This window comes from Geodermatophilus obscurus (assembly GCF_900115395.1).
Taxonomy (GTDB): Bacteria; Actinomycetota; Actinomycetes; order Mycobacteriales; family Geodermatophilaceae; genus Geodermatophilus; species Geodermatophilus obscurus_B.
Genome location: NZ_FOWE01000002.1, coordinates 141,435 through 166,537 on the forward strand (window position 1 = coordinate 141,435; position 25,103 = coordinate 166,537).

Sequence of the window (25,103 nt, forward strand, 5' to 3'; positions counted from 1 at the left end):
GGGCACGCGCGCGGATCCCTCGTCGGGGGGAGCCGGAGCCGGCGGCACCCGCCCGGGCGAGGTCTGCGCCTGCCCGGGGCTCCGACCCCGGTGTGGCACGCTCCGCTGGTGCAGACGCGTCGCCTGACCGCATCGCTGGCCGCTGGCCTCGTCGCGCTGACCGCGGCGGGCTGCCGCACCTCGCCGAACGTCGCCGCCTACGTCGGCGAGGAACAGATCACGGTGGCCGAGCTCCGGTCCGCCGTCGACGACCGGCTCGCCGACCCGGCGGTCGCCGAGGCCGTCGGCGGGCCCGGGAGCGCCTACACCCGCCAGGTGCTCACCCTCCTCGTGCGCGAGGAGGTGTACGCCGCCGCCGCCCGGGAGTACGGCGTCGAGGTCACCGACCGCGAGGTCGCCGCGTACGTCGAGCAGGCGCTGGCCGGCCAGGACGCCGAGGCGCTGTACGCGCAGGCCGCCGGGGAGGGCTACTCGCGCGAGGACGTCCGGGAGAGCGCCCGTCAGCAGCTGCTGCGCCGGGAGCTCGGCGCGGCCACCGGGGAGGTCCCGCCCGTCGACGAGGCGGCGCTGCGCGCCCGCTACGAGGAGGTCCGCGGCCAGCTCGAGCGGCTCCGGCTGGGCTACTTCGTCGTCCCCGACCAGGCCACCGCCGACGCCGAACTCGCCGCCCTCACCGCCGACCCGGCGTCCTACCCCGCCGTCGCGGCGCGCTTCCCGGGGCAGAACTCGCTGCCGCAGCTGGAGGAGACCGCGGCCGGCGAGGTCAGCGGCCCCCTCGCCGAGGGCATCGCCGCGGCGCCGGCCGGGACCGGCTTCACGCTGACGGTGCCCCAGGTGGTGGGCGTGGTCGTCGTATTCGTCGCCGAGCGGGTCACGCCGCCGTTCGAGGAGGTCCGGCCGCAGCTGGAGAGCGAGGCCGGGCAGGGGGTGGAGGAGGCCGGCGCGGGCGTCGTCGACGAGTTCCGCGGCGACCTCCGGCTCACCGTCAACCCGCGGTACGGCTCGCTGGAGGACGACGTGGTGCAGGAGGCCGACGGCGGCGTCGTCGACCTGCTGGACGACGACGCCGCCGCCACGACCGGGGGCTGAGGCGTGCCACGCGCCGTCGTCGTCACCGTCAGCCCGCGGCTGCCCGGCCTGCTCGGCCCGGCCGGCTGGGCGGCGCTGACCGGCCGCCGCCTCGCCGCGCTGCCCGGGGCCGCGGCCACCGCGGAGCTGCTGCGCGCCGCGGGGCACGAGGTCGCCGACGTCGCTGACGCGGCCGCGCTCGACGCCGACGTCGCCCTCCTGGCCGGGCCGGGGGAGTCCGTGCCGGGGGCCGAGGTGGTCGACGGCGCCCCCGAGCCGCCCGGCGCCCGGCTGCTCGACGTCGTCGCGGTGATGGACCGGCTGCGCTCGCCCGGCGGCTGCCCGTGGGACGCCGAGCAGACGCACTCCTCGCTGCGCGGCTACCTGCTCGAGGAGGCGCACGAGGCCTACGACGCGATCGTCGACGACGACCCCGCGGCGATGCGCGAGGAGCTCGGCGACGTGCTGCTGCAGGTCGTCTTCCACGCCCGGGTGGCGGCCGAGGCGGACCCCGGCCGGCGCTTCGACGTCGACGACGTGGCCGGCGACCTCGTGGACAAGCTCGTCCGCCGGCACCCGCACGTGTTCGGCGACGCGGGCCCGCGCGACGTGGCCGGCGTCGAGGCGGGCTGGGAGGAGATCAAGAAGGCGGAGAAGCAGCGGCGCTCGCCCACAGAGGGCGTCTCGCGCTCGCAGCCGGCCGCCTCGTGGGGCGCCGCGCTGGTGCGGCGGGCCGGTCGCGCGGGGCTCCCCACGCCGGAGCCGGCCGAGCTCGCGTCGGCGTCGCCGGAGGAGCTCGGGGAGCGGCTGCTCGCCGTCGTGTCCGCGGCCGAGCAGCGCGGCTGGGACGCCGAGGACGCCCTGCGCGAGGCGGTCCGGCGCTACGCCGGCGAGCTCGACGCCGAGGCGCACCGCCGCGCGGAACGGGGCCGCGACTAGCCGACGGGGACCGGCCCGGCCGGCGCAGTGGTGACCCGCGGCGACGTGAGCATGGCCTTCAGCGCGCCCAGCACGCCGAGCCCGGCCACCGCGACGGCGCACCAGACCCCGGGTCCGAGCGAGCGGACGTCCCAGCCGGCGTCCACCAGCCGGCCGGCCACCGCGGCGGCCACGGCCAGCGCGACGCCGAGCGCCAGCACCCCGGACACCCGGTGGCTCCGCGCGGGACGCAGCAGCAGGAGCGCGAGGACGACGAGCACGGCGCCGCCGGCCGCCACGGTCGCCGGCTGCCACAGACCGGTGCGCCCGAGCTCGGCGGCCCCTTCCCGGGCGGACCCGATGGAGCGCACCACCAGGTCCAGGCCGGTGGTCCCCCCGTCCCGGTCCCACGGCAGCCACGCGCTCGCCGTGTCGGCCACGCCCGCGAGCAGCAGGAGCACCCCGCCGACCACGTCGGGGCGCCGCACGTGGACCAGCCCGCCGGGGTGGAGCGCCACGCCGGCGACCTCGGTCCCGTCCGGGACCGGCTCCACGTCCGCGACGTCGTCCTCGGCCGTGTCCGGCGCGAACCCGAGGATGGACGGACCGGTCCCGGCGTCCGCGTCCGCGGGGTGCCGTTCCTGCTGGCGCTCGGTCATCGGGTCCTCCGACCGTGCGGACGTGGGGAGGCGTCCGACGTGTCCGAGAATAGCGCCGGATCGGTTCCGCCGACGCCGTTCCGTGACCGCTCCGTGACAGGAGACCGGCGGCCACGCGCCGCGGACGGGTGTGCGCCGTCCCTCGCTAGGCTGCTCCCCGTGCCGAGCATCGATGCCGTAGGCGCGCGGGAGATCCTGGACTCGCGCGGAAACCCCACCGTGGAGGTCGAGGTCGCCCTCGACGACGGGACGATCGCCCGGGCGGCGGTGCCGAGCGGCGCCTCCACCGGCGCCTTCGAGGCGGTGGAGCTCCGTGACGGCGGCGAGCGCTACGGCGGCAAGGGCGTCACCCGGGCCGTCGACGGCGTCCTCGACGTCATCGGCCCGGAGCTCGTCGGCTACGAGGCCACCGAGCAGCGCCTGGTCGACCAGCGGCTCATCGACCTCGACGGCACGCCGGACAAGTCGCGCCTGGGCGCCAACGCCATCCTCGGCGTCAGCCTCGCCGTGGCCCGCGCCGCCGCCGACTCCACGGGCCTGCCGCTGTTCCGCTACGTCGGCGGCCCGTCGGCGCACCTGCTGCCCGTGCCGATGATGAACATCCTCAACGGCGGCGCCCACGCCGACAGCAACGTCGACGTCCAGGAGTTCATGATCGCCCCGATCGGGGCGGCCACCTTCGCCGAGGCGCTGGCCGTCGGCACCGAGACCTACCACGCCCTGAAGTCGGTGCTGAAGGGCCGCGGCCTGTCCACCGGCCTGGGCGACGAGGGCGGCTTCGCCCCCGACCTGCCCACCAACCGGGCGGCGCTGGACCTCATCGCCGAGGCGGTCGAGAAGGCCGGCTACACCCTGGGCACCGACATCGGCTTCGCGCTCGACGTCGCCGCCACCGAGTTCCACGGCGACGGCGGCTACGACTTCGAGGGGCAGACCCGCTCGGCGGAGTACCTCGTCGACTACTACCGCGAGCTGGTCGACGCCTACCCGATCGTCTCCATCGAGGACCCGCTCTCGGAGGAGGACTGGGACGGCTGGGTCGCGATGACCGCTGCCCTCGGTGACCGCGTGCAGATCGTCGGCGACGACCTGTTCGTCACCAACCCCACCCGGCTGGCCGACGGCATCGAGCGCGGGGCCGCCAACGCCCTGCTGGTCAAGGTCAACCAGATCGGCACGCTCACCGAGACCCTCGACGCCGTCGGGCTGGCCCACCGCAACGGCTACCGCTGCATGATGAGCCACCGCTCGGGCGAGACCGAGGACACCACGATCGCCGACCTCGCCGTCGCCACCGACTGCGGGCAGATCAAGACCGGCGCCCCGGCGCGCAGCGAGCGGGTCGCCAAGTACAACCAGCTCCTGCGCCTCGAGGAGGAGCTCGACGACGCCGCGCGCTACGCCGGTGCGGCCGCCTTCCCGCGCCTGCGGGCCCGCTGACGCAGGTGAGCGCGGGTACCGGCCGGCGACGTTCCACCGGCCGGCCGCTGTCGCACGCCGCGTCCCGGCCGGTCCCGGCCGGGACGCGCTCGGGCGCGGGCAGCCGTCCCGCCCCGCGGCCCAACCGGCGCGCGGCGCGGCCGGCACCCCGTGCCACGGCCGCCCGGCGGCCCCTGGTCACCGGGCGCGTGGTGCTGCTGGTCGGGCTGCTGCTGCTCTTGGCGCTGACCCTGGCCGGGCCGGTGCGGCAGTGGCTGGAGGGCCGGGCCGAGCTCGCCCGACTGGCCGCCGGGAGCACCGCCTACGACCAGCGCATCGCCGACCTCGAGGCGGAGCTGGCGCGCCAGTCCGACCCGGACTGGACCGCCCGCCAGGCCCGCGAGCGGCTGGCCTACGTGCTGCCCGGGGACCGGCTCGTCGTCGTGGTCGACGGCGAGGTGGCCGAGGGCGACGCCGGCACCCTGCCCGAGGCGCCGGACACCACGCCACGGCCCTGGTACGAGGAGCTGCTGGGCTCGGTCGCCGAGGCCGACGGGTGAAGGACCTACCTGCCCCTCACCGCTCGCAGGCTCGGGACGAGCCCCTGCAGCAGGGCCGTTCCGGTTCCTCACCGGGACGGCCGGTCCGCGAGCCGGTCACGCCGGAGGAGCGTGACGTCGTCGCCCGCCAGCTGGGCCGCGACCCGCGGGCGGTGCGGGCGGTGGCGCACCGCTGCCCGTGCGGCCAGCCCGACGTGGTGCAGACCTCGCCGCGGCTGGAGGACGGCACGCCGTTCCCGACGCTGTACTACCTGACCTGCCCGCGGGCGTCGGCGGCCGCCAGCCGGCTGGAGTCGGCCGGCCGGATGCGCGAGTGGCAGGCCGACCTCGGCACCGACGCCGGCCTGGCCGCCGCCTACCGCGCCGCGCACGAGGCCTACCTCGCCGAGCGGGACGCCCTCGGCGAGCTGCCCACCCGCAGCACCGCCGGCGGCATGCCCGACCGGGTCAAGTGCCTGCACGCCCTCGCCGGGCACGCGCTGGCCGCCGGCCCCGGCGTCAACCCGGTCGGCGACCGCGCGGTGGCCGAGATGGGGGAGTGGTGGGCGCACGGCCCCTGCGCACAGCCGGAGACACCTCAGCCGGAGGGACGTCCGTGACCCGCGTGGCCGCCGTCGACTGCGGCACCAACTCCATCCGCCTGCTGGTCGCCGACGTCCCGCCGGAGGGCGCGCACACCGACCTGCTGCGCCGCATGGAGGTGGTCCGCCTCGGCCAGGGCGTCGACGCCACCGGCCGGCTCGCCCCCGAGGCGATCGAGCGCACCCGCGTCGTGCTCGCCGAGTACGCCGCCCAGGCCCGCGACCTCGGCGCGACGGCGGTGCGGATGGTGGCCACCAGCGCCACCCGCGACGCGGCCAACCGCGCCGACTTCGAGTCGATGGTCCTCGACACCCTGGGCCAGCGGCCCGACGTCGTCCCCGGCGACGAGGAGGCGCGGCTGTCCTTCCTCGGCGCCACCGCCTCCCTCGACGCCGCGGCCGCCGCGCACGGGGGCCCGCCTCCGCGCCCGCCGTACCTGGTCGTCGACATCGGCGGCGGGTCGACGGAGTTCGTGCTCGGCGACTCCGGCGGCGTGCGCGCCGCCCGCTCGGTCGACATCGGGTGTGTGCGGCTCACCGAGCGGCACCTGCACGGCGACCCGCCGACCCCCGACGAGATCGGCAGCAGCGAGGCCGACATCCGGGCCGCGCTGGCCGAGGTGGCCGAGGCGGTGCCGGTGGGGGAGACGGCGACGCTGGTGGGCCTGGCCGGCTCGGTGACCACCGTGGCGGCGCTGGCGCTGCGGCTGCCGGCCTACGACGCCGAGGCCATCCACGGCTCGCGGATCCCGGTGGGCGCCGTCCGGTCGGTCACCGCGGGGCTGCTCACCGCCACCCGGCAGCGCCGCGCGGTCGAGGCGGTGATGCACCCGGGGCGGGTCGACGTCATCGGCGCCGGCGCGCTGGTGCTGCGGGTGGTGATGGACGCGTTCGCGCTCGACGAGGTGGTCGTCAGCGAGCACGACATCCTCGACGGCATCGCGATCCGGCTCGCGCGCGGATGACGGACCCCCTGCCTCACCCCACCTCGTCGACCCCGGGCGGGAGCTTGCCGGTCAGCGACGTGTAGGCCGCGGCGGCGCCGCGCGCGGCCAGCAGCCGGCCGCCGGCGACCGCCAGGCCGGAGAACGCGGCCCAGGCCAGCGCGTCGGGCCAGAAGACGCCGGGCGCGGCGGGGTTCTTCGGCGGGGTCGTGCCGCGCGCGGCGTACCAGGCCGCGTCGGTGAGCTTGCGGACGGCGATGCCGGACAGGGTGGTGGCTCCGGCGCCCAGGAGCTTCCAGGTCATCGGCGGCTTGGTCTTCCTGGCCATGCGGTGATCATGCCCTGCCACCCCGGGAGCCGCCCGCCCCGGCCGGGTGCTGCACTGGGTGGGTGGCAGCCGACGCCCTGGGGTTCCCCGTCACCCGCACGCCCGCCGGGGTCGCCCGCTCGGCCCGGGGCGCGCGTGACCTCGCCGTCCTCGACGCCCGGATCTCCGGCTGCCGCGCCTGCCCCCGGCTGGTGACCTGGCGCGAGGAGGTGGCGCGGGTCAAGCGCGCGTCCTTCCGCGACGAGGAGTACTGGGGCCGCCCGGTGCCGGGCCTCGGCCCCGCCGACGCGCGGATCGCCGTCGTCGGGCTGGCCCCGGCCGCGCACGGCGGCAACCGCACGGGCCGGGTGTTCACCGGCGACCGCAGCGGCGACTGGATCTTCGCCGCGCTGTGGCGCGCCGGGCTGGCCAGCCAGCCGACGTCGACGCACGTCGGCGACGGGCTCGAGGTCACCGGCGTGCGGATCGCGGCCGCCGTCCGCTGCGCGCCGCCGGACAACGCGCCGACGCCGGCCGAGCGGGACACCTGCTCACCGTGGCTGGCCCGCGAGCTCGCCCTGCTGCCGCGGCTGCGGGTCGCCGTCGTGCTGGGCGGCTTCGGCTGGACGGCGCTGTGGCCCGTGCTGGCGGAGGCGGGCTACGCGCTGCCCCGGCCGCGCCCGGCGTTCGGGCACGGCGCCGAGGTGACCCTGTCCGGGCCGCGCGGCGAGCTGACCGTGCTGGGCAGCTACCACGTCAGCCAGCAGAACACCTTCACCGGCCGGCTCACCGAGCCGATGCTCGACGCCGTCCTGGCGCGGGCCACGGAGCTCGCCGGAACGGGACGCCCCGAGGGGGCAGAGGACCGGTCCGTCCGCCCCTAGGGTGGGCGCATGGCGTCTCGTCAGGGTCCCGCGTCCCGTCCGGTGGTGCTCGTCGTGGGCGGTGGCTACGTCGGCCTCTACACCGCGCTGCGGCTGCAGAAGCGGCTGTCGCGGGGCCGGGCCGAGATCATCGTGGTCGACCCCCAGCCGCACATGACCTACCAGCCGTTCCTGCCCGAGGCGGCGGCCGGCTCGGTGGAGCCGCGCCACGTCGTCGTCCCGCTGCGGCGCACGCTCAACCGCTGCCGCGTGGTCACCGGCGCCGTCGTCTCGCTCTCGCACGCGCAGCGGCGGGCCCGCATCGCCCCCGCGGAGGGCGCCACCTACGAGCTCTCCTACGACGTCCTGGTCATGGCGGCGGGCTCGGTGGCCCGCACCCTGCCCATCCCGGGGCTGGCCGAGCACGGCGTCGGCTTCAAGACCGTCGGCGAGGCCATCTTCCTGCGCAACCACGTGCTGGCCCGCCTCGACGCGGCCGCCTCCACCGACGACCCCGCCGTCCGCGCCCGCGCGCTCACCTTCACCTTCGTCGGCGGCGGCTACGCCGGCATCGAGGCCTTCGCCGAGCTCGAGGACATGGCCCGCTACGCCGTCGAGCACTACTACCCGCGGCTGTCGCCCAGCGACATGCGCTGGGTGCTGGTCGAGGCGACCGGGCGGATCCTGCCCGAGGTCGACCTCGACATGGCCGCCTGGACGGTCAAGCAGCTCACCGCCCGCGGCATGGACGTGCGGCTCAACACCCGGCTGGAGGAGGTGTCCGACGACGGCGTCGTGCGCCTCAGCGACGGCGACGCCTTCGCCAGCGACACCCTGGTCTGGACCGCCGGCACCAAGCCCAACCCGGTGCTGGCGCAGACCGACCTCCCCCTCGACGAGCGCGGCCGGGTGCGCTGCGAGTCCACGCTGCAGGTCAGCGGGCTCGACGACGCCTGGGCCGCCGGCGACCTCGCCGCCGTCCCCGACCTGACCAAGGACCAACCCGGCGCCACGACGGCGCCCAACGCCCAGCACGCCGTGCGGCAGGCCAAGCGGCTCGCCGACAACGTCGTCGCCGTGCTGCGCGGCGGGCAGCCGCAGCCCTACCGGCACGCCTATGCCGGGTCGGTGGCCAGCCTGGGCCTGCACAAGGGCGTGGCCCAGGTCTACGGCGTCAAGCTCAAGGGCTGGCCCGCCTGGGTCATGCACCGCAGCTACCACGTCAGCCGGGTCCCGACGTTCAACCGCAAGGCCCGGGTGGTGGCCGACTGGACGCTGGCCTCGGTGTTCCGCCGCGAGGTGATCGCGCTCGGGCAGCTGCAGGACCCGCGCCGGGAGTTCGTCACCGCGGCCGGCCTCGGCGGCACCGGTCAGCTGCCCGCCCCGTCGGCCGCCGACCGTGCCCAGGCGAGCTGAGCCCGGGTCGGCGGGCCGTCCGCACGCCCCCGTGGCCCAATCGGCAGAGGCAGGCCCCTTAAAAGGGTCGCAGTGTGGGTTCGAGTCCCACCGGGGGCACCGCAGGGTCCTGCGTCCGGTGTGCCCGGTCACCCGTCCGGGGTGGCCGACATGCGGAACGCGCAGGCCACCTGCTGCGTTGTAAGAACCGAGTGGGGTGCGAGGTAGCAGCCCACCGACCGACCAGTCACCTCGAGGAGATGACGATGCCCAGCCACAACCCGGTCTTCGGCCGGGGCTTCGCCAACGCCGGGTCCGGTGGTGGCCAGCAGTACGGCCAGCAGGGCCCTGGTGCCCCGGGCTACGGGCAGCAGTACGGCCAGCAGGGCTACGGCCAGCAGCAGTACGGTGCCCCCGGCTACGGCGCCCCCGCCTACGGCCAGCAGTACGGCGCCCCGCAGGGCTACGACCAGCAGTACGGCGCCCCGGCGCCGGCCGGCACGCCCTTCGGCCCGCCGGCCACCCGGTACATGACGATGGACGACGTCGTCCAGAAGACGGGCCTGTCCTTCCTGGTCACCGTCCTCTCGGCCGCCGTCACCTGGGCCCTGCTCCCGCAGGACCTGGCGCTCGGCCTGGCCCTGCCGGCGGTCCTCGTGGCCTTCGTGCTGGGCCTGGTGATCGCCTTCAAGCAGATCGCCAACCCGGTCGCCACGCTGACCTACGGCGCGCTCTACGGTGTCGCGCTCGGCGCCATCAGCGAGGCCTTCAACGACCTGTTCCCGGGGATCGTCACCCAGGCGCTCGTCGGTACGTTCGGTGTCTTCGCCGGCATGCTGGTGGTCTACAAGACCGGCGCCATCCGGGTGACCCCGAAGCTGACCCGCTGGATCGTCGGCGCCCTGTTCGGCGTCCTCGCGCTCGTGCTGGTCAACCTGGTCGCCGGCTTCTTCGTCCAGGGCGGCCTGGGCCTGCGTGACGGCGGCCCGGTGGCCATCGTGTTCAGCCTCGTCGTGATCGGTGTGGCGGCCTTCTCGCTGCTGCTCGACTTCGACATGGCCGACCAGGCCATCCGCCGCGGCGCCCCGGCCAAGTTCGCCTGGTACGTCGCCTTCGGCCTGCTCGTCACGGTCGTCTGGCTGTACCTGGAGATCCTGCGGCTGCTGTCCTACTTCCAGGACAACTAGCCCGCACCGCACGACAGTGGCCCGGTCCCCTCGCGGGGGCCGGGCCACTGCCCGTTGTAGGTGACGTGCTGGAACGGCCCCCTCGCAGGGTCCCGCCGCGAGCTCGCTCGTGGCGGGGGGCGAGGGGGTCCTTCGTCAGGACAGGCGCTCGAGCACCATCGCCATGCCCATGCCGCCACCGACGCACATGGTCTCCAGGCCGAGCGTCCCGTCCTTCGTCCGCAGGCCGTTGATCAGGGTGCCGGTGATCCGGGCGCCGGTCATGCCGAAGGGGTGGCCGACGGCGATGGCGCCGCCGTGCACGTTGAGCTTGTCGATGTCGATGCCCAGGTCCCGGTAGCTCGGGATGACCTGCGCGGCGAAGGCCTCGTTGATCTCGACCAGGTCGATGTCGTCGATGGTCAGGCCGGCCCGCTGCAGGGCGAGCCTCGAGGCGTCGACCGGGCCGTAGCCCATGATCTCCGGCGACAGGCCGGTGACCGCGGTGGAGACGATCCGCGCCAGCGGCGTGAGGCCGAGGTCGCGGGCCTTGGTGTCGCTCATGACCACCACGGCGGCGGCGCCGTCGTTGAGGGGGCAGGCGTTGCCGGCGGTGACCCGGCCGTCGGGGCGGAAGACCGGCTTGAGGCCGGAGATCCCCTCGAGGGTGGTGCCGGCGCGCGGGCCGTCGTCCGTGCTGACGACGGTGCCGTCGGGCGTGGTGACCGGGGTGATCTCCCGCTCCCAGAAGCCCTCGGCTATCGCCTTCTCGGCCAGGTTCTGGCTGCGGACGGCGAACTCGTCCATGTCCTGCCGGGTGACGCCCTTGAGCAGCGCCAGGTTCTCGGCGGTCTGGCCCATGGCGATGTAGACGTCGGGGACGTCGCCGTTCTCCCGCGGGTCGGTCCAGGAGTCGGCGCCGCTCTCGGCGGTCTTGGCCACCCGGGCCTGGGCGTCGGTGAACACCGGGTTCTGCGTGTCGGGCAGCGAGTCGCTGTTGCCCTTCACGAAGCGCGACACCATCTCGACGCCCGCCGAGATGAAGACGTCGCCCTCGCCGGCCTTGATGGCGTGCATCGCCATGCGGGTGGTCTGCAGCGAGGAGGAGCAGTAGCGGGTGATCGTGGTCCCGGGCAGGTGGTCCATGCCGAGCAGCACGCTGACCACGCGGCCCATGTTGTAGCCCTGCTCGCCGCCGGGCAGCCCGCACCCGAGCATCAGGTCGTCGATGTCGGTGGGGTCGAGGGCGGGGACCTGGTCCAGCGCCGCGCGGATGACGGTGGCGGCCAGGTCGTCGGGGCGGAAGTCCTTCAGCGACCCCTTGAACGCGCGTCCGATGGGGGAGCGGGCGGTCGCGACGATGACGGCTTCGGGCATGGGGTCCTCCACGATGAGGCGGGCTCCCGGCCGGGGAGTGCCGGGTGTCGGGTCACCCCGGAAACTACCCCCGGGTAGCCGGGCGGACGCGGGCCTCCCCGCGGGCGCGGGCGGTTGTGTCCCGCATCACGGGGCCGTCAGCCGACCGGGATCTCCGCGGCCTGCGTGACCTCCTCGGGTGTCGGCAGGTCGCTGGGCCGCCGGCGCAGCAGGCGGGCCCAGGTGCCCAGCGGGCCGGTGACCGAGCCCCGCACCTCGGTGGCCCGCACCTCCGTGCCGGGACGCCCCGCGGCCCGCGCGGCCGCCCGGGCCACCGGGCGGACGCGGCCGCGGCCGCGCAGCCGCCGCTCGTCGCGGGCCGGCCACACGCCGACGGAGTCGGCGAGCGCGGGCAGCAGCACGGCGGCGGCGGACGCGTAGCCGGCGGCGCTCGGGTGGAACTCGTCGACGCTGAACAGCGACCGGTCCTGGGCGAAGGACGGGCCGAGCACCGAGCCCAGGGAGACGGTGCGGCCCCCGGCCTCGACGACGGCGATGGTCTGCGCCGCGGCCAGCTGCCGGCTCCAGCGCCGGGCCAGCAGGCGCAGCGGCTGGCCGATCGGCCGGATGGTGCCGAGGTCGGGGCAGGTGCCGACGACGACCTGTGCGCCGGCCTCCCGCAGCCGGCGCACGGCGTCGGCGAGGTGGGCCACCGACACCGCCGGCCGGGTCCGGGTGGTGACGTCATTGGCGCCGATCATGACCAGCGCGAGGTCGGGCCGCTCGGCGAGCGCCCGGTCCACCTGCGGGTCCAGCTCGCAGGACTCCGCACCGGAGACGGCGACCCGGACCAGCCGCACGGGGCGCTCGGCCAGCTCGGCGAGGGCCGCGGCGAGCAGCACCCCCGGCGTCTCACCGGCGCGCTCGACCCCCAGGCCGACGGCGCTGGAGTCGCCGAGCACGGTGAACACCAGCGGCCTGACCCGGCCGCGGCCCCGGCCGTAGACGCCGTCGCCGGAGGGCGGGTCCTGCCGGGAGGTCCGCGCCTCCACCCGGCGACGGGCCGCGCGGGCCTGCAGGCGCAGGAGCCCGAGCAGGCCGGCGCCGGCCACACCGACCCCGCCACCGCCGTAGGCGGTGGCGGCGACCAGCCGTCGCGCCCTGCCCGCTCGAGTCACCGCCACCCCGATCGTCGCGCCCTGCCACCGTCTGTCCAGCAGGCTAGTCAGCCTCTACGGTGCCCCCCGTGTCCGAATCCCCCCGACGGGTGTCCACCGAGGGAACTCCGGGTGGGCGGTCCCGCCTCATCGTCGACGTCCTGGTCGACGCCTTCTCCGAGCTGATGGCCGCCGACGCCGACGCCTTCCGCACCAAGTTCCGCAAGATGGCGGCCGACCCGTTCGCGTTCTACCGGGGCAGCGCGTGTCTGTTCTACGCCGACATGGACGGTCTCGCGGACCCGTGGGCCGACGAGCGCACCGGCCGGGTGTGGATCCAGGGCGACCTGCACGCGGAGAACTTCGGCACCTACATGGACGGCGCCGGCCGGATCGTCTTCGACGTCAACGACTTCGACGAGGCCTACGTCGGGCACGTCACCTGGGACCTGCGCCGCTTCTGTGCCAGCTTCGCGCTGCTGGCGTGGCGGAAGGCGCTGGGTGACGACGTCATCTCCGACCTGCTGCGCACCTACCTGCGGGCCTACCTCGATCAGGTCGGTGCCTTCGCCCGCTCCGACGACGACCGGTCCTTCGCCCTCACCGCCGCCGACACCGAGGGCGCGGTCCGGACGGCGATCCTGGAGACCACGCTGCGCACCCGCGCCTCGCTGCTGGACCGGATGACCGTCGTCGAGGGCTACCAGCGGCGGTTCGCCGACGGCGGCCGCACCCGCCGCCTCGACGACGGCGAGCGCGACCGCGTGCTCGCCGCGCTGGAGCGCTGGCGGGGGACCGTGCACCCGCCGGTGCGCCGCCGCGACGTGGCCTACGACGTCAAGGACGTCATCGGGACCGGCGGGTTCGGCATCGGGAGCGCCGGCCTGCCGGCCTACAACGTGCTGCTGGAGGGGTACGACCAGGCGCTCGAGAACGACGTCGTGCTGTCGATCAAGCAGGGCAACGTCGCCGCGCCGAGCCGGATCGTCCGCGACGAGCGGATCGCCGGGTTCTTCGAGCACCACGGGCACCGCACGGCGGTCAGCCAGCGGGCGCTGCAGTCCAACGCCTCGCAGTTCCTCGGCCACACCGAGATCGACGGCGTCGGGTTCGTCGTCCAGGAGCTCTCGCCCTACGAGAACGACCTGGACTGGGAGGACCTCACCGAGCCGGAGGAGATCGCCCCGGTGCTGGCCCAGCTGGGACGGGCGACGGCGAAGATGCACTGCGTCGCAGACGCCGACAGCGACCACGCGCTCGTGGACTTCCAGACCGAGGACGCGGTCCTGGCGGTGGTCGGCGACCGGCGCGAGGCGTTCCTCGACGACCTGGTCGCGTTCGCGCACGCCTACGCCCGGCAGGCGCAGGAGGACCACCGGCTCTTCGTCGACGCCTTCCGCGCCGGCGCGATCCCGGGCATCAGCTCGAGCGGTTCGCACCCGGTCCGCCCCTGACCGGGAGGGCGGCGGCCAGCACCGCCGCCGCCATGGCCTCGGGCTCCCACCCGTGGTCGTGGCCGGGGATCACCGCCCGCTCGGCGTGCGGCAGCGCGGCGACGACCGAGTCCGCGGCGTCGGCCATGGAGGGGAAGGTGCGCGACCCGAGCAGGACGACGGTGGGCGCGGTCACCGACCCCCACAGCCGCGCGCGGGGCGCCGACTGCGTCCAGGCCAGCGCCTCGGCGTCGGCCTCGAGGGCCGGCGCCATGCGCTCGAACAGCGGCCAGTGCGGGCCGGTGCGCACGGCCTCGAACCACTCGGGCGGCATCCCGTCGGTCCAGTACCGCCAGACCCCCTCGGGGTCGCCGGCCGACACCAGGGTCCGCACGGCGGCGAGGGCCTCCGCACCGCCGGTGCCCTCCTCCTCGTCGAGGGGGACCTCCCACAGGAACAGCCGCTCGACCCCGGGCAGCTCCCTGGCCGCGGCCAGGGCGATCGCACCCCCGGAGGAACTGCCGTAGAGCCACGCCCGCCCGCCGAGGAGGTCGAGGAGGGCACGGATCGCGGCCAGCTCGCCCGCCAGCCCGAACGGCGGCTCGCCGCCGCTGTCCCCGCGCCCGGGCCGGTCGTACACGACGACGTCGAAGCCGCGCCCGCCCAGCACGGTGGCCAGCCCGGTGGTGGCGGGGTCGACCGCGCGGAACTGGCCCGCGCCGCCCACCATCACCAGCGGCCGGCCACCGCCGACGCGGTCGTAGGCGATGCGGACGCCGTCCGCGGTCTGCACGAATCCGGTCACGCGGTGCAGACCGCCTGCGGCGGCGCAACTCAGCGGAGGCCGGTGACCATCCCCACGTGGCGGCCGATCGGCGGCACGTCGAAGGGGTCGGTGACCACGGTGAAGCCCATCCGCTCGTAGAACCCGGCCGCGGTGACCCGCGCGTTGCACCACACCAGGTCGCCACCGCGCGCTCCCACCAGGGCCAGCCCGGCGGTGACCAACGCCCGGCCGGTGCCGGTGCCGCGGACGGCGTCGTCGGTGGCCATCGCCCGCAGCTGCCACGGTGCGCCGGCGTCGCGCCACGGGCAGGGAGCGGGGGAGAGTCGGACGACGCCGGCCACCCGCCCGTCGGCGGTACGGGCGGCGAGGTGCACGGTGGCCGGGTCGTCGTCGCCGGGGAGGTCCGCCGGCCCGCCGTCGCGCAGCACGGCGCTGCGCAGCGGCAGCACGACGCCGACCGGCACCTCCTCGACCGTCACCTGCGGGTTCACCGGGCCCGGCGGCCCCGGCGGGTGCGCAGGTAGTCCGCGACGACGTACTCGCCCAGCCGGTCGGTGTCGGGCGTGAACACCCGGCCGCCGGCGCGCGCGGTGATGTCGTGGACGAAGTGCACCAGGCTGGGCTCGGGGTCGAGCGCGAACACGTTGAGCGTCGCCCCCGACCGCGCGACCCGCTCCACCTCGGCGACCGTGCGGGCGATCGTCTCGGGCATCGGCGGCCAGCAGAAGTACGGCGTGCCGTCGTCCTCCAGGTGCGCCGTCGGCTCGCCGTCGGTGACCACCAGCACCACCGGCTCGGCGTCGCGGTGCCGGGCGAGGAAGCGGCGGGCCAGCATCAGCCCGTGCTGCAGGTTGGTGCCCTGCAGCGTGTCCACGCTCAGCTCGGCCAGCGTCTCGGGCCGGAGCACCTGCGCGGTGGAGGAGAAGCCGATGATCTGGATGGCGTCCTGGGGGAACCGGGTGGTCACCAGGGAGTGCAGCGCCATCGCTGTCGACTTGGCCGCGCCCCACGTGCCGCGCAGCGCCATCGAGTAGGACAGGTCGACCAGCAGCGCGACGGCCGCGCCGGTGCGCCGCTCGGTCTCGACGACCTCGAAGTCCTCGACGGCGATCCGCACCCCGCGGTCCCCGCGGGGGCCGCCGGCGGTGCGCAGCACGGCGTTGCGCACCGTGCGGACGACGTCGAGGGGCTGCTCGTCGCCGAACTGCCACTCCCGCGAGGCGCCGGTCAGCTCCCCGGCCGCACCGGCGTCGGCGACGTCGTGCTCGCCGCGGCCGGTGGCGTCGAGCTTGGCGAACACCCGCCGCAGCGCGGTGGCGCCCAGCCGGCGCACCGCCTTCGGGGACAGCTCGAGCTTGCCGTCGCGCCGGACGAGGTGCCCCTGCCGCTCGAGCTCGCGCTCCATCTGCCGCAGCGCCGCGAGGTCGTCGACCGCCTCGCGGCCCAGCGCCTGCTCCAGGAGCTCCTCGTCGACGTCGGCCAGCGAGGCGCCGGCGTAGCCCTGGGAGAGCTGGTTGGACAGCGCCTCGAGGTCGGCCAGCTCGGCGACGGCGCTCGTGGCGTCGCCGAGGCCGAGGGCCTGCTCGCCGTCGGGCACCTGGCCGCGCTGGCCCCACGGCAGGTCCGGGCGGGCCTGCCGCAGCGCGTCCTGCAGGTGCGCCATCTCGCTGGCCAGGCCCATGTCCGACATCGTCTGCGCCATGAGGTCGGCCAGCTCGGCCCGCTGCTCCGGCGACAGCCCGGCCATCATCCGCTCCTGCGCGGCGGCCCGGCGGGCGAGGGAGTCGATCAGCTCGTCCACCGACTGCGGGTCGTCCGGGAAGAACTGCCCGTGCTTCTCCATGAACTCGCGGAAGCGCTCGTCGGTGTCCTCGCCGCGGTTGTGCGCGTCGACCAGGCGGGACAGGTCGGCGACCATGTCCTTCACGGCCTGCACGTCCTGCTCGGAGGCGTTCTCCAGCGCCTGCTTCATGTTGGCGAAGGAGCTGTCGAGCACCTCACGGCGCAGCAGGTCCTGGATCTGCTCGTAGGCCTCCCGGGCCTCGCCGCTGCGGAACGGGTACTCCTTGAGCGCCCGCACCGCCCCCGCGGTGTCCTCGGGCAGCGCGTCGAGCTCGGCCTCGGCCAGCCGGGCGGCGTCGTCGGGGTCCGGGAAGAGCGCGCGGCGCTCGGCGTCGAGCGCCCGGTCGAGCAGCTCCCGGACCTCCTGCAGGGTGCCGTCCATGCGCCCGGCGGTGCGCGCCTGCCGCAGCCGGTCGCGGACCGAGCGGCGCAGCTCGTCGAGGCCGCGCCGGCCGTCCATGCCACGGCGCAGCAGCTCGCGCAGCGCCTCGCGGACGCCGCTGCCGCCGAGGACGGAGTCGCCGATCTCGTCGACGGCGGTGCCGAGGTCGTACGGCGGGGCGAGCGGGTCGGCCCCGCCCCGCCAGCGGCCGTACCGGTACCCCTTGCCGGGGCGGGGCCTGGCCACTACTCCTCCTCGCTGGCGCTCGTCGGAGCAGTGACCAGAGGCGCTGTGCTCGTGGATGAGCTCGCACGCTCGCTCATCGCACTAGGCCCCGTACACCGTGCGGGTGCCGTCGGTGTCCTTGGCCAGCCGGCGGGTGAGGTAGAGGCCCTCGAGCGCGAACTCGACCGCGGCCGCGGCCTGCTCGGCGGACTCCTCGCCCTCCGGCACGCCGAGGCGGCCCAGCAGCTCGGCCAGCCGCGGGATGGTGCCGAGCTGGCCGAGCAGCGCCGCGCCGGGCACCAGCTCGCCGGACTCGACGGTCTCCCCGCCGGTGAAGTGCTCCTGCAGGCCGGTCAGGTCCAGCCCGCCGCACCGGGCGCGGAAGGTCTGCGCGGTGGCCTGCCGCAGCAGGTGCTCGAGCACCTCCGTCTCCCGGTCGTCGTCGGGGTCGCTGCCGGAGTCGGCGAACTCCACCTTGCCGCGGCTGGCCGGGACGATGCTCGGCAGGTCGACCACCCGCGCCACCGGCCGGGTCTCCCCGGCGACGGCGGCCCGCCGGACGGCGGAGGCGGCGACGGTCTCCAGCCCGGCGATGGCGAACCGGGCGCTGACGCCCGAGCGCTGGTCGACGTGGCTGGACTCGCGGACCAGCCGGGTGAACCGGGCGACGATCTCCACCAGGTGCTCGGGCACCACCGGGGCGTCGAAGGCGTCGTGCCCGCTGGGGGCGCCCAGGCCGCTGGTCTGCGCCTCCTGGCGCAGCAGCCGCACCTCGTCGGCGAGCTCCAGCGGGTAGTGGGTGCGCACCTCGGCGCCGAAGCGGTCCTTGAGCGGGGTGATGATCCGCCCGCGGTTGGTGTAGTCCTCGGGGTTGGCGCTGGCGACGAGCAGCAGGTCCAGCGGCAGCCGCACGCGGTAGCCGCGGATCTGGATGTCGCGCTCCTCCAGCACGTTGAGCAGCGCGACCTGGATGCGCTCGGCGAGGTCGGGCAGCTCGTTGACGCTGAAGATGCCGCGGTTGGTGCGCGGCACCAGCCCGTAGTGGACCGTCTCCGGGTCGCCCAGGGTCCGGCCCTCGGCCACCTTGATCGGGTCGACGTCGCCGATGAGGTCGCCGACGCTGGTGTCGGGCGTGGCCAGCTTCTCGCCGAAGCGCTCGCTGCGGTGCAGCCAGGTGACCGGGGTGTCGTCGCCCTCCTCGGCGATCCGGCGGTGCGCCCAGGCGCTGATGGGGGCCAGCGGGTGCTCGTTGAGCTCGCTGCCGGCCAGGACCGGGGTCCACTCGTCGAGCAGGCCGACGAGGGTCCGGATGAGGCGGGTCTTGCCCTGGCCCCGCTCGCCGAGCAGGACCAGGTCGTGGCCGGCGATCAGTGCGCGCTCGACCTCGGGGACGACGGTGTCCTCGAAGCCGACGATGCCGGGCAGGGTGGGCTCGCCGGCGCCGAGGCGGGCGAGCAGGTTCGCGCGGATCTCGGCCTTGACGGGCCGGAAGGCGGCCCCGGAGGCACGGAGCTCGCCGAGTGTCGTGGGTGCGGGTGGGGTCTGCGCTGGTGCGACGTCCGTCACCTCAGCCACGGTACGACGACCTGCGGTGATCCGTGAACGCCCTCGGCGCACCGGCCTGGGAGGATCCCGGTCGTGTCGGTTCCGGACGTGGGTGTGCAGCTGGTCTCGGGGGACGACGTCGCCGCGGCGGCGGCCCTGCTCGACGGCGTCGTGCGGCGCACGCCGCTGGAGCACTCCCGGGCGCTGGCCGAGCGGGTCGGCGGCCCGGTGTGGCTCAAGTGCGAGAACCTGCAGCACACCGGCTCGTTCAAGTTCCGCGGCGCCTACACGCGGCTGTCCCGGCTGACGGCGGAGGAGCGGGCGCGCGGCGTGGTCGCGGCCAGCGCCGGCAACCACGCGCAGGGGGTGGCCCTGGCGGCGCAGATGCTCGGCGTCCGCGCGACGGTGTTCATGCCCGACGCCGCCCCGCTGCCGAAGGTCGCGGCCACCCGGGGTTACGGCGCCGACGCGCGTCTGGCCGGCGCCGACCTCACCGAGGCGCTGGCCACCGCGGTGGCGTACGCGCAGGAGACCGGCGCGGTCTTCATCCACCCCTTCGAGCACCCCGACGTCATCGCCGGTCAGGGCACCGTCGGGCTGGAGGTCCTCGACCAGTGCCCCGACGCCGCCACCGTCGTCGTCTGCACCGGCGGCGGGGGGCTGGTGGCAGGGGTGGCCGCGGCGGTGAAGCAGCGGCGGCCCGGCGTCCGGGTGGTCGCGGTGCAGGCCGACGCGGCCGCGGCCTTCCCGGGGTCGCTGGCCGCCGGCCGGCCGGTCGCGCTGTCGGGCATGGCCACGATGGCCGACGGCATCGCGGTCGGGTCGCCGGGGGAGCTGACCTTCGCGCACGTCCGCGACCTCGTCGACGAGGTGCGCACGGTCAGCGAGGAGGACCTCTCCCGGGCGCTGCTGTTCTGCCTGGAGCGGGCCAAGCTCGTCGTCGAGCCGGCCGGCGTGGCCGCGGTGGCCGCGGTGCTGGCCGACCCGACCGCGTTCGCGCCGCCGGTGGTCGCGGTGGTCTCCGGCGGCAACATCGACCCGGTGCTGCTGCTCAAGGTCGTGCAGCACGGCATGGCCGCGGCCGGCCGCTACCTGCGGCTGCGGCTGCACGTGCCCGACCGCCCGGGGTCGCTGGCGGGGGTCCTGTCGGTGCTGGCCGGTGTCGGGGCCAACGTGCTGGAGGTCGAGCACGAGCGGACGGCGACCCGTCTGGACCTCGGCCAGGTGGAGGTCTTCGTCGTCCTGGAGACCCGCGGTCCCGACCACGCGCGGTCCGTGGTGGGCGCGCTCGAGCAGGCCGGGTTCGCCGTCTCGGAGGCGTAGCGCTCAGTTCCCGGGCGCCGCGGCGTCTCTCCTCCCGGGCCGTCGGCACGGCCCGGACAGGGAGGGCGTCATGGAGACGAACAGCAGGTGTACGGGCGTTCGCGGACCGCGAAGAGGGCTCGGGAAGTGTCCGTGCTCACACCTAGTTCCACGGGCATGAGCGACGCCATCCTCGTCGAGGGACTGCAGAAGCGCTTCGGGTCCAACACCGCCCTCGCGGGCGTGGACCTCACGGTCCCGGAGGGCAGCGTGCTCGGCCTCCTGGGACCCAACGGCGCGGGCAAGACCACGGTCGTCCGCATCCTCACCACGCTGCTGCAGCCCGACGGCGGCCGGGCGGAGGTCGCCGGCATCGACGTCCTGCGCGAGCCCGACCGGGTGCGCGCGGTCATCGGCCTGACCGGCCAGTACGCGGCGGTCGACGAGTACCTCACCGGCTTCGAGAACCTCGAGATGGTGGGGCGGCTCTACCGGCTGGGCAAGCGGGAGTCGCGGGTGCGGGCCGACGAGCTGCTCGAGCGCTTCGACCTCACCGACGCCGCGTCCCGGCCGGCGAAGACCTACTCCGGGGGCATGCGCCGGCGGCTCGACATCGCCGCCTCGCTGATCGCCCGCCCGCGGGTGCTCTTCCTCGACGAGCCCACCACCGGGCTCGACCCGCGCAGCCGGCTCGGCATGTGGGAGTTCATCGCCGACCTCGCCACCGGCGGCACGACGATCCTGCTCACCACCCAGTACCTGGAGGAGGCCGACCGGCTCGCCGACCGGATGGTGGTCATCGACCGCGGCCGGGTCATCGCCCGCGGCACCGCCGACGAGCTCAAGGCCCAGGTCGGCGGGCAGCGGCTGGAGCTGACCGTCAGCTCGGCGGCCGAGCTCACCGACGCCGTCCGGCTGCTGACGCCGCTGGCGGCGGGTGAGCCCCAGGCCGACGAGCAGACCCGGCGGCTGAGCGTGCCGGTCCGGGGCGGCACCGACGCACTGGCCGAGGCGCTGCGGCTGCTGGCCGGCAGCGGCGTGGAGGTGCTCGACGTCGGGTTGCGCCGCCCCGACCTCGACGACGTCTTCCTCAGCCTCACCGGTCACGCGGCCGAGGACGGCTCCGACGACGGGACGCCCGCCGGGCGGACCGCGACCCAGACCGCGGGGAGTGCCCGATGAGCTCGCTGTCCGTGGCCGTCGAGGACGGCCTGACGATCACCCGCCGCAACCTGGTCAAGGTCAAGCGGGTGCCGGAGCTGATCGTCTTCGCGACGCTGTCGCCGATCATGTTCGTGCTGCTGTTCCGCTACGTCTTCGGCAGCGCGATCCCCATCCAGGGCATCAGCTACGCCGAGTTCCTGCTGCCCGGGATCTTCGCCCAGACGATCGTCTTCGGGAGCACGATCACCGGGGCGAGCCTCGCGGAGGACCTGCAGAAGGGCCTCATCGACCGGTTCCGCTCGCTGCCGATGGCCTCCTCGGCCGTCCTGGTCGGCCGGACGGTCGCCGACCTCGCGCTCAACGCGCTGTCCATCGTGGTCATGGGGGTGACCGGCTTCATCGTGGGGTGGCGGATCCGCTCCTCGCTGGGGGAGGCGCTGGCCGGCTTCGCGCTGCTGCTGTTGTTCGCCTACGCGATGAGCTGGCTCATGGCCACGGTCGGGCTGCTCGTGCGCGCCCCGGAGGTGGTGCAGCAGGCCAGCTTCATCGTGATCTTCCCGCTGACCTTCATCGCCAACACGTTCGTGCCCACGGACAACTTCCCGACGGTGCTCAAGTGGATCGCCGACTGGAACCCGGTGTCGGCGGTGGTGCAGGCGGCGCGGGAGCTGTTCGGCAACACCGCGCCCGGGCTGTCGGCCGGGGACACCTGGTCGCTGCAGAACCCGGTGCTGTACACGCTGATCTGGTCGGCGCTGCTCCTGGCGGTGTTCGTGCCGCTGTCGGTGCGCATCTACCGGCGGACCTCCAGCCGCTAGACCGGACGGCCCCGCCGCACACCGGTGGCCCGGGACCCGGCCGGTCCCGGGCCACCGGCGTGCGGCGGTCCGGACCGCGGTGGTGCAGCAGGATGGGGAGCGATGAGCGCCGACGCCACCACCGCCCCGTCCAACCCGCTGCTGACCGACTCGCCGCTGCCGTACCGGCTGCCGCCGTTCGCCGACATCACCCTCGAGCACTGCCGCGAGGCGGTGCTCGCCGGGATGGCCGAGCAGCGGGCGGAGCTCGACGCGATCACCGGCTCCACCGCGCCGCCGACGTTCGAGAACACGATCGAGGCCCTCGAGCGCTCCGGCGCCCTGCTGCGCCGGGCCGAGGCGGTGTTCGGCAACCTGTCCTCGTCGCTGTCCACGCCGCGCCTGCGCGAGATCGAGCGGGAGCTCGCGCCCCTGGAGTCCGCCCACGCCGACGCGCTGCGCCTAGACCCGGCGCTGTTCGCCCGCGTCGACGCCGTCCACGCCGCGCGCCGCGACTCCGGGCTGGACGCCGAGGCGGTGCGGCTGGTCGAGCGCCACCACCTCGACCGGGTGCTCGCCGGCGCCCGGCTCGACGACGCCGGCCGCGCCCGGCTCTCGGAGCTCAACCGCGAGCTGTCGGAGCTGTCGACGCGGTTCGGGCAGAACCTGCAGCTGGCCACCGAGGCCGCCGCCGTCCGGGTCGACGACGCCGCCCAGCTCGACGGACTGACCGAGGAGGAGGTGGCCGCCGCCTCCCGGGCCGCCGCCGACCGCGGCCTCGAGGGGTACGTGCTGCCGCTGCTGCTGCCCACCGGTCAGCCGGTGCTGGCCGCGCTGCGGAACCGGGAGCTGCGCCGCCGGGTGTTCGAGGCGTCGGTCACCCGTGCGTCGTCGGGCGAGCACGACAACGGGCCGGTGGCCGCCCGGATCGCGCGGGTGCGCGCCGAGCGGGCGAGGCTGCTCGGCTTCGCCACCCACGCCGACCTGGTGCTGGCCGACCAGACAGCGGGGAGCACGGCCGCCGTCGACGCGATGCTCGCCTCGATGGTCGGCCCGTCGACGGCGAACGCGCGGGCCGAGGCCGAGGTCCTGGCCGAGGCCGCCGCCCGCGACGGCGTTCCCGACCTCGCGCCCTGGGACTGGGCGTTCTACAGCGAGCGGGTGCGCGCCGAGCGCTACTCGGTCGACACCGCCGCGCTGCGCCCCTGGTTCGAGCTCGACCGCGTGCTCGTCGACGGCGTCTTCCGGGCCGCGGAGCTGCTCTACGGCTACACGTTCACCGCCCGGCCCGACCTCGCCGGGTACCACCCCGACGTCCGCGTGTGGGAGGTCTCCGGCCCCGGCGGCGAGCAGGTCGGGCTCTACCTCGGGGACTTCCTCGCGCGGGAGGGCAAGCGCGGCGGGGCGTGGATGAGCTCGTTCGTCACCCAGTCCCGGCTGCTCGGCACCCGGCCGGTGGTGGTGAACAACCTCAACGTGACCCCCGCCCCCGAGGGCCGGCCGACGCTGCTGACCCTGTCCGAGGTCGACACGCTGTTCCACGAGTTCGGTCACGCGCTGCACGGGCTGAGCTCCGCGGTGACCTACCCGCGGTTCGCCGGCACCGCGGTGCCCCGGGACTTCGTCGAGTTCCCCAGCCAGGTCAACGAGATGTGGGCGATGGAGCCGCAGGTGCTCGCGCACTACGCCCGGCACGTCGAGACCGGGGAGCCGCTGCCGGGCGCCGTCGTCGAGGCGATCGACGCCGCCCGGCTGTGGGGTGAGGGCTTCGCGACGCTGGAGTACCTGGCCGCGACCCTGCTCGACCAGGCCTGGCACCGGATCACGCCGGAGACCGAGGTCGGCGACCCGGCGGAGTTCGAGCGGTGGGCGCTGGAGGAGGCCGGCGTCGCCTCCGACCTGGTCCCGCCGCGCTACCGGACGACCTACTTCCAGCACGTCTTCGCCGGCGGCTACGCGGCGGGCTACTACTCCTACATCTGGTCGGAGGTCCTCGACGCCGACACCGTCGAGTGGTTCCGGGAGAACGGCGGGCTGCGCCGGGAGAACGGCGACGTCTTCCGGGAGCGGTTGCTGTCCCGCGGCGGGTCGGTGGACCCGCTGGAGGCCTTCCGCGCCGTCCGCGGCCGCGACGCCGACCCCGGGCCGCTGCTCCGCCGCCGGGGGCTCACCCCGGTGGGTCCCCCGACGATCAGGTGACCTGATCGTGGGGCGTCCTCCCTCACGTCCCACCGTGAGGGAGGACGCGCCACGGTGAGGGAGGACGCGCCGGCGACCCCTGGGCGCTGCTCCTGGCTCAGAGCCAGGGCAGCGAGAGCACCAGGTCGAGGTCGTCGGGGGCGTCGCCGTCACGGACGAGCCGGTTGGGCTGGCGGTGGCCGCACGCCGTGCAGCGGTGCACCACCTGCCAGCCCTTGCCGGACTTCTCGACCAGCCCGATCGGCTCCATCGGCTGCCGGCACCCGCTGGCACGGTCGCCGGGCAGGTCGTCGACGTGCAGCGACCACAGGCAGACCGGGCAGTGGTTGCGGTAGTGCCCGTCGGTGTTGGCCGGGACGTCGGCGGCGCAGTGCACGCAGGCGAAGCCGGTGTTCTCCGCCCGCCGGGAGCGGGTCACGCGCACGGGAGGGTCCGGGTCAGGGGACGAACGGCTCGACGGCGACGACCTCGACGGTGATGTCGCGGCCGTTCGGCGCCTTGTAGGTGACCGACGTGCCCGGCTCCGAGCCCATGATCGCCGAGCCCATCGCCGACTCCGGCGAGTAGACGGCGAGGTCGGTGGTGCCGGCGATCTCGCGCGAGCCGAGGAGGAACTTCTCGGTGTCGTCGTCGCCCTGGAACCGGATGGTGATCACGGTGCCCAGCTCGGCGGTGGTCGCCGTCGTCGGGGGCTCGCCGACGCGCGCCTTGCGCAGCAGGTCGGTGAGCTGGCGGATCCGGCCCTCCTGCTTGCCCTGCTCCTCCTTGGCGGCGTGGTAGCCGCCGTTCTCCTTGAGGTCACCCTCCTCGCGGCGGGCGTTGATCTCGGCGGCCATGGCGGGCCGGCCGGCCACCAACTGGTCGAGCTCGGCCTTCAGCCGGTCGTGGGCCTCCTGGGTCAGCCAGATGCCCTGCTCGTGCTCAGTGGGGGTGGTCACGCGTGGAACTCCTGCAGCTCGGGGGCCACCTCCCGGACGGGAGGCGGTCGACGTCGATCCGCCAAACTAACACCGGCCGACGGGCCCCTGCACGGA

The 25,103-nt window shown here is 75.4% G+C and carries 24 protein-coding genes and 1 tRNA gene; 15 read left to right on the plus strand and 10 right to left on the minus strand.

The window, feature by feature from the left end:
- Positions 1-108: 108 nt before the first annotated feature.
- Positions 109-1,089: a SurA N-terminal domain-containing protein gene (locus BM165_RS04005; protein ID WP_177225104.1), complete on the plus strand. Its 981-nt coding sequence runs from the start codon at positions 109-111 to the stop codon at positions 1,087-1,089.
- Between the two features lie 3 nt (positions 1,090-1,092).
- On the plus strand, positions 1,093-2,007 hold the full coding sequence (locus BM165_RS04010) for a nucleoside triphosphate pyrophosphohydrolase (RefSeq protein ID WP_075012237.1): 915 nt from the start codon (positions 1,093-1,095) through the stop codon (positions 2,005-2,007).
- Here the strand turns inward: BM165_RS04010 and BM165_RS04015 are convergent.
- Complete coding sequence (locus BM165_RS04015; protein ID WP_075012238.1) at positions 2,004-2,645, minus strand: hypothetical protein; 642 nt, start codon at positions 2,643-2,645, stop codon at positions 2,004-2,006. The genes BM165_RS04010 and BM165_RS04015 overlap by 4 nt on opposite strands.
- Positions 2,646-2,804: 159 nt before the next feature.
- On the opposite strand from BM165_RS04015, the gene eno reads away from it, so the two are divergent.
- Genes eno through BM165_RS04035 form a run of 4 tightly spaced genes read left to right on the plus strand, consistent with a single transcriptional unit; the run spans position 2,805 to position 6,170 of the window.
- On the plus strand, positions 2,805-4,085 hold the full coding sequence (eno, locus tag BM165_RS04020) for a phosphopyruvate hydratase (RefSeq protein ID WP_075012239.1): 1,281 nt from the start codon (positions 2,805-2,807) through the stop codon (positions 4,083-4,085).
- 5 nt (positions 4,086-4,090) lie between these two features.
- Positions 4,091-4,624 (plus strand): FtsB family cell division protein, encoded by a 534-nt coding sequence (locus BM165_RS04025; RefSeq protein ID WP_244274016.1) that lies wholly within the window; start codon positions 4,091-4,093, stop codon positions 4,622-4,624.
- Positions 4,621-5,223, plus strand: a complete 603-nt coding sequence (locus tag BM165_RS04030; protein ID WP_244274017.1) for a DUF501 domain-containing protein — start codon at positions 4,621-4,623, stop codon at positions 5,221-5,223. The genes BM165_RS04025 and BM165_RS04030 overlap by 4 nt, the downstream gene beginning before the upstream one ends.
- A complete protein-coding gene (locus BM165_RS04035) occupies positions 5,220-6,170 on the plus strand; it encodes a Ppx/GppA phosphatase family protein (protein ID WP_208976641.1) in 951 nt (316 codons plus the stop codon). Before BM165_RS04030 ends, BM165_RS04035 begins: the two co-directional genes overlap by 4 nt.
- A gap of 13 nt (positions 6,171-6,183) precedes the next feature.
- Here the strand turns inward: BM165_RS04035 and BM165_RS04040 are convergent, their stop codons facing one another.
- Positions 6,184-6,477, minus strand: a complete 294-nt coding sequence (locus BM165_RS04040; RefSeq protein ID WP_075012241.1) for a DUF4235 domain-containing protein — start codon at positions 6,475-6,477, stop codon at positions 6,184-6,186.
- A 62-nt stretch (positions 6,478-6,539) separates the two neighbouring features.
- On the opposite strand from BM165_RS04040, the gene BM165_RS04045 reads away from it, so the two are divergent.
- From BM165_RS04045 to BM165_RS04060, 4 genes are all read left to right on the plus strand, one after another.
- Positions 6,540-7,340, plus strand: coding sequence for a uracil-DNA glycosylase (locus tag BM165_RS04045; RefSeq protein WP_075012242.1), 801 nt, complete (start codon positions 6,540-6,542; stop codon positions 7,338-7,340).
- Between the two features lie 9 nt (positions 7,341-7,349).
- Positions 7,350-8,735 (plus strand): NAD(P)/FAD-dependent oxidoreductase, encoded by a 1,386-nt coding sequence (locus tag BM165_RS04050; RefSeq protein ID WP_075012243.1) that lies wholly within the window; start codon positions 7,350-7,352, stop codon positions 8,733-8,735.
- A 25-nt stretch (positions 8,736-8,760) separates the two neighbouring features.
- Positions 8,761-8,834: transfer RNA gene (locus tag BM165_RS04055), tRNA-Leu, on the plus strand.
- Positions 8,835-8,974: 140 nt separating this feature from the next.
- Positions 8,975-9,901 (plus strand): Bax inhibitor-1/YccA family protein, encoded by a 927-nt coding sequence (locus BM165_RS04060; protein ID WP_244274019.1) that lies wholly within the window; start codon positions 8,975-8,977, stop codon positions 9,899-9,901.
- Positions 9,902-10,036: 135 nt separating this feature from the next.
- On the opposite strand, the gene BM165_RS04065 is transcribed toward BM165_RS04060, so the two are convergent.
- Together BM165_RS04065 and BM165_RS04070 are read right to left on the minus strand one after the other, a co-directional pair.
- Positions 10,037-11,257: an acetyl-CoA C-acetyltransferase gene (locus BM165_RS04065; protein ID WP_075012244.1), complete on the minus strand. Its 1,221-nt coding sequence runs from the start codon at positions 11,255-11,257 to the stop codon at positions 10,037-10,039.
- Positions 11,258-11,394: 137 nt separating this feature from the next.
- On the minus strand, positions 11,395-12,420 hold the full coding sequence (locus BM165_RS04070) for an SGNH/GDSL hydrolase family protein (RefSeq protein ID WP_083427042.1): 1,026 nt from the start codon (positions 12,418-12,420) through the stop codon (positions 11,395-11,397).
- A gap of 62 nt (positions 12,421-12,482) precedes the next feature.
- On the opposite strand from BM165_RS04070, the gene BM165_RS04075 reads away from it, so the two are divergent.
- Entirely contained in the window at positions 12,483-13,847 is a 1,365-nt protein-coding gene (locus BM165_RS04075) for a DUF2252 domain-containing protein (RefSeq protein ID WP_244274020.1), read from the plus strand.
- Here the strand turns inward: BM165_RS04075 and BM165_RS04080 are convergent.
- From BM165_RS04080 to BM165_RS04095, 4 genes are all read right to left on the minus strand, one after another.
- Entirely contained in the window at positions 13,813-14,631 is an 819-nt protein-coding gene (locus BM165_RS04080) for an alpha/beta fold hydrolase (protein WP_075012246.1), read from the minus strand. The genes BM165_RS04075 and BM165_RS04080 overlap by 35 nt on opposite strands.
- Positions 14,632-14,660: 29 nt before the next feature.
- Entirely contained in the window at positions 14,661-15,092 is a 432-nt protein-coding gene (locus BM165_RS04085) for a GNAT family N-acetyltransferase (RefSeq protein WP_244274021.1), read from the minus strand.
- A gap of 8 nt (positions 15,093-15,100) precedes the next feature.
- Complete coding sequence (locus BM165_RS04090; RefSeq protein ID WP_075012248.1) at positions 15,101-17,083, minus strand: VWA domain-containing protein; 1,983 nt, start codon at positions 17,081-17,083, stop codon at positions 15,101-15,103.
- An 81-nt stretch (positions 17,084-17,164) separates the two neighbouring features.
- Positions 17,165-18,628, minus strand: coding sequence for a sigma 54-interacting transcriptional regulator (locus BM165_RS04095; protein ID WP_244274022.1), 1,464 nt, complete (start codon positions 18,626-18,628; stop codon positions 17,165-17,167).
- Between the two features lie 72 nt (positions 18,629-18,700).
- Between BM165_RS04095 and ilvA the strand changes: the two genes are divergently transcribed.
- From ilvA to BM165_RS04115, 4 genes are all read left to right on the plus strand, one after another.
- Complete coding sequence (ilvA, locus tag BM165_RS04100; RefSeq protein ID WP_244274024.1) at positions 18,701-19,930, plus strand: threonine ammonia-lyase; 1,230 nt, start codon at positions 18,701-18,703, stop codon at positions 19,928-19,930.
- 156 nt (positions 19,931-20,086) lie between these two features.
- Positions 20,087-21,091 (plus strand): ATP-binding cassette domain-containing protein, encoded by a 1,005-nt coding sequence (locus BM165_RS04105; protein WP_075012251.1) that lies wholly within the window; start codon positions 20,087-20,089, stop codon positions 21,089-21,091.
- A complete protein-coding gene (locus BM165_RS04110) occupies positions 21,088-21,891 on the plus strand; it encodes an ABC transporter permease (RefSeq protein WP_075012252.1) in 804 nt (267 codons plus the stop codon). The genes BM165_RS04105 and BM165_RS04110 overlap by 4 nt, the downstream gene beginning before the upstream one ends.
- A gap of 102 nt (positions 21,892-21,993) precedes the next feature.
- Positions 21,994-24,069 carry a M3 family metallopeptidase gene (locus tag BM165_RS04115; protein WP_075012253.1) on the plus strand — a complete coding sequence of 692 codons (2,076 nt, stop codon included), beginning with the start codon at positions 21,994-21,996 and terminating at the stop codon, positions 24,067-24,069.
- 97 nt (positions 24,070-24,166) lie between these two features.
- On the opposite strand, the gene BM165_RS04120 is transcribed toward BM165_RS04115, so the two are convergent.
- Complete coding sequence (locus tag BM165_RS04120; RefSeq protein WP_075012609.1) at positions 24,167-24,487, minus strand: RNHCP domain-containing protein; 321 nt, start codon at positions 24,485-24,487, stop codon at positions 24,167-24,169.
- 19 nt (positions 24,488-24,506) lie between these two features.
- Positions 24,507-25,007 (minus strand): transcription elongation factor GreA, encoded by a 501-nt coding sequence (greA, locus tag BM165_RS04125; protein ID WP_075012254.1) that lies wholly within the window; start codon positions 25,005-25,007, stop codon positions 24,507-24,509.
- Positions 25,008-25,103: the final 96 nt, after the last annotated feature.

Excerpts from the sequence above, each read along its gene's own strand:
- BM165_RS04015 (WP_075012238.1), bottom strand. The coding sequence starts at position 2,645 with ATGACCGAGCGCCAGCAGGAACGGCACCCCGCGGACGCGGACGCCGGG.
- BM165_RS04040 (WP_075012241.1), bottom strand. The coding sequence starts at position 6,477 with ATGGCCAGGAAGACCAAGCCGCCGATGACCTGGAAGCTCCTGGGCGCC.
- BM165_RS04050 (WP_075012243.1), top strand. The coding sequence starts at position 7,350 with ATGGCGTCTCGTCAGGGTCCCGCGTCCCGTCCGGTGGTGCTCGTCGTG.
- BM165_RS04060 (WP_244274019.1), top strand. The coding sequence starts at position 8,975 with ATGACGATGCCCAGCCACAACCCGGTCTTCGGCCGGGGCTTCGCCAAC.
- BM165_RS04065 (WP_075012244.1), bottom strand. The coding sequence starts at position 11,257 with ATGCCCGAAGCCGTCATCGTCGCGACCGCCCGCTCCCCCATCGGACGC.
- BM165_RS04105 (WP_075012251.1), top strand. The coding sequence starts at position 20,087 with ATGAGCGACGCCATCCTCGTCGAGGGACTGCAGAAGCGCTTCGGGTCC.
- BM165_RS04110 (WP_075012252.1), top strand. The coding sequence starts at position 21,088 with ATGAGCTCGCTGTCCGTGGCCGTCGAGGACGGCCTGACGATCACCCGC.
- BM165_RS04115 (WP_075012253.1), top strand. The coding sequence starts at position 21,994 with ATGAGCGCCGACGCCACCACCGCCCCGTCCAACCCGCTGCTGACCGAC.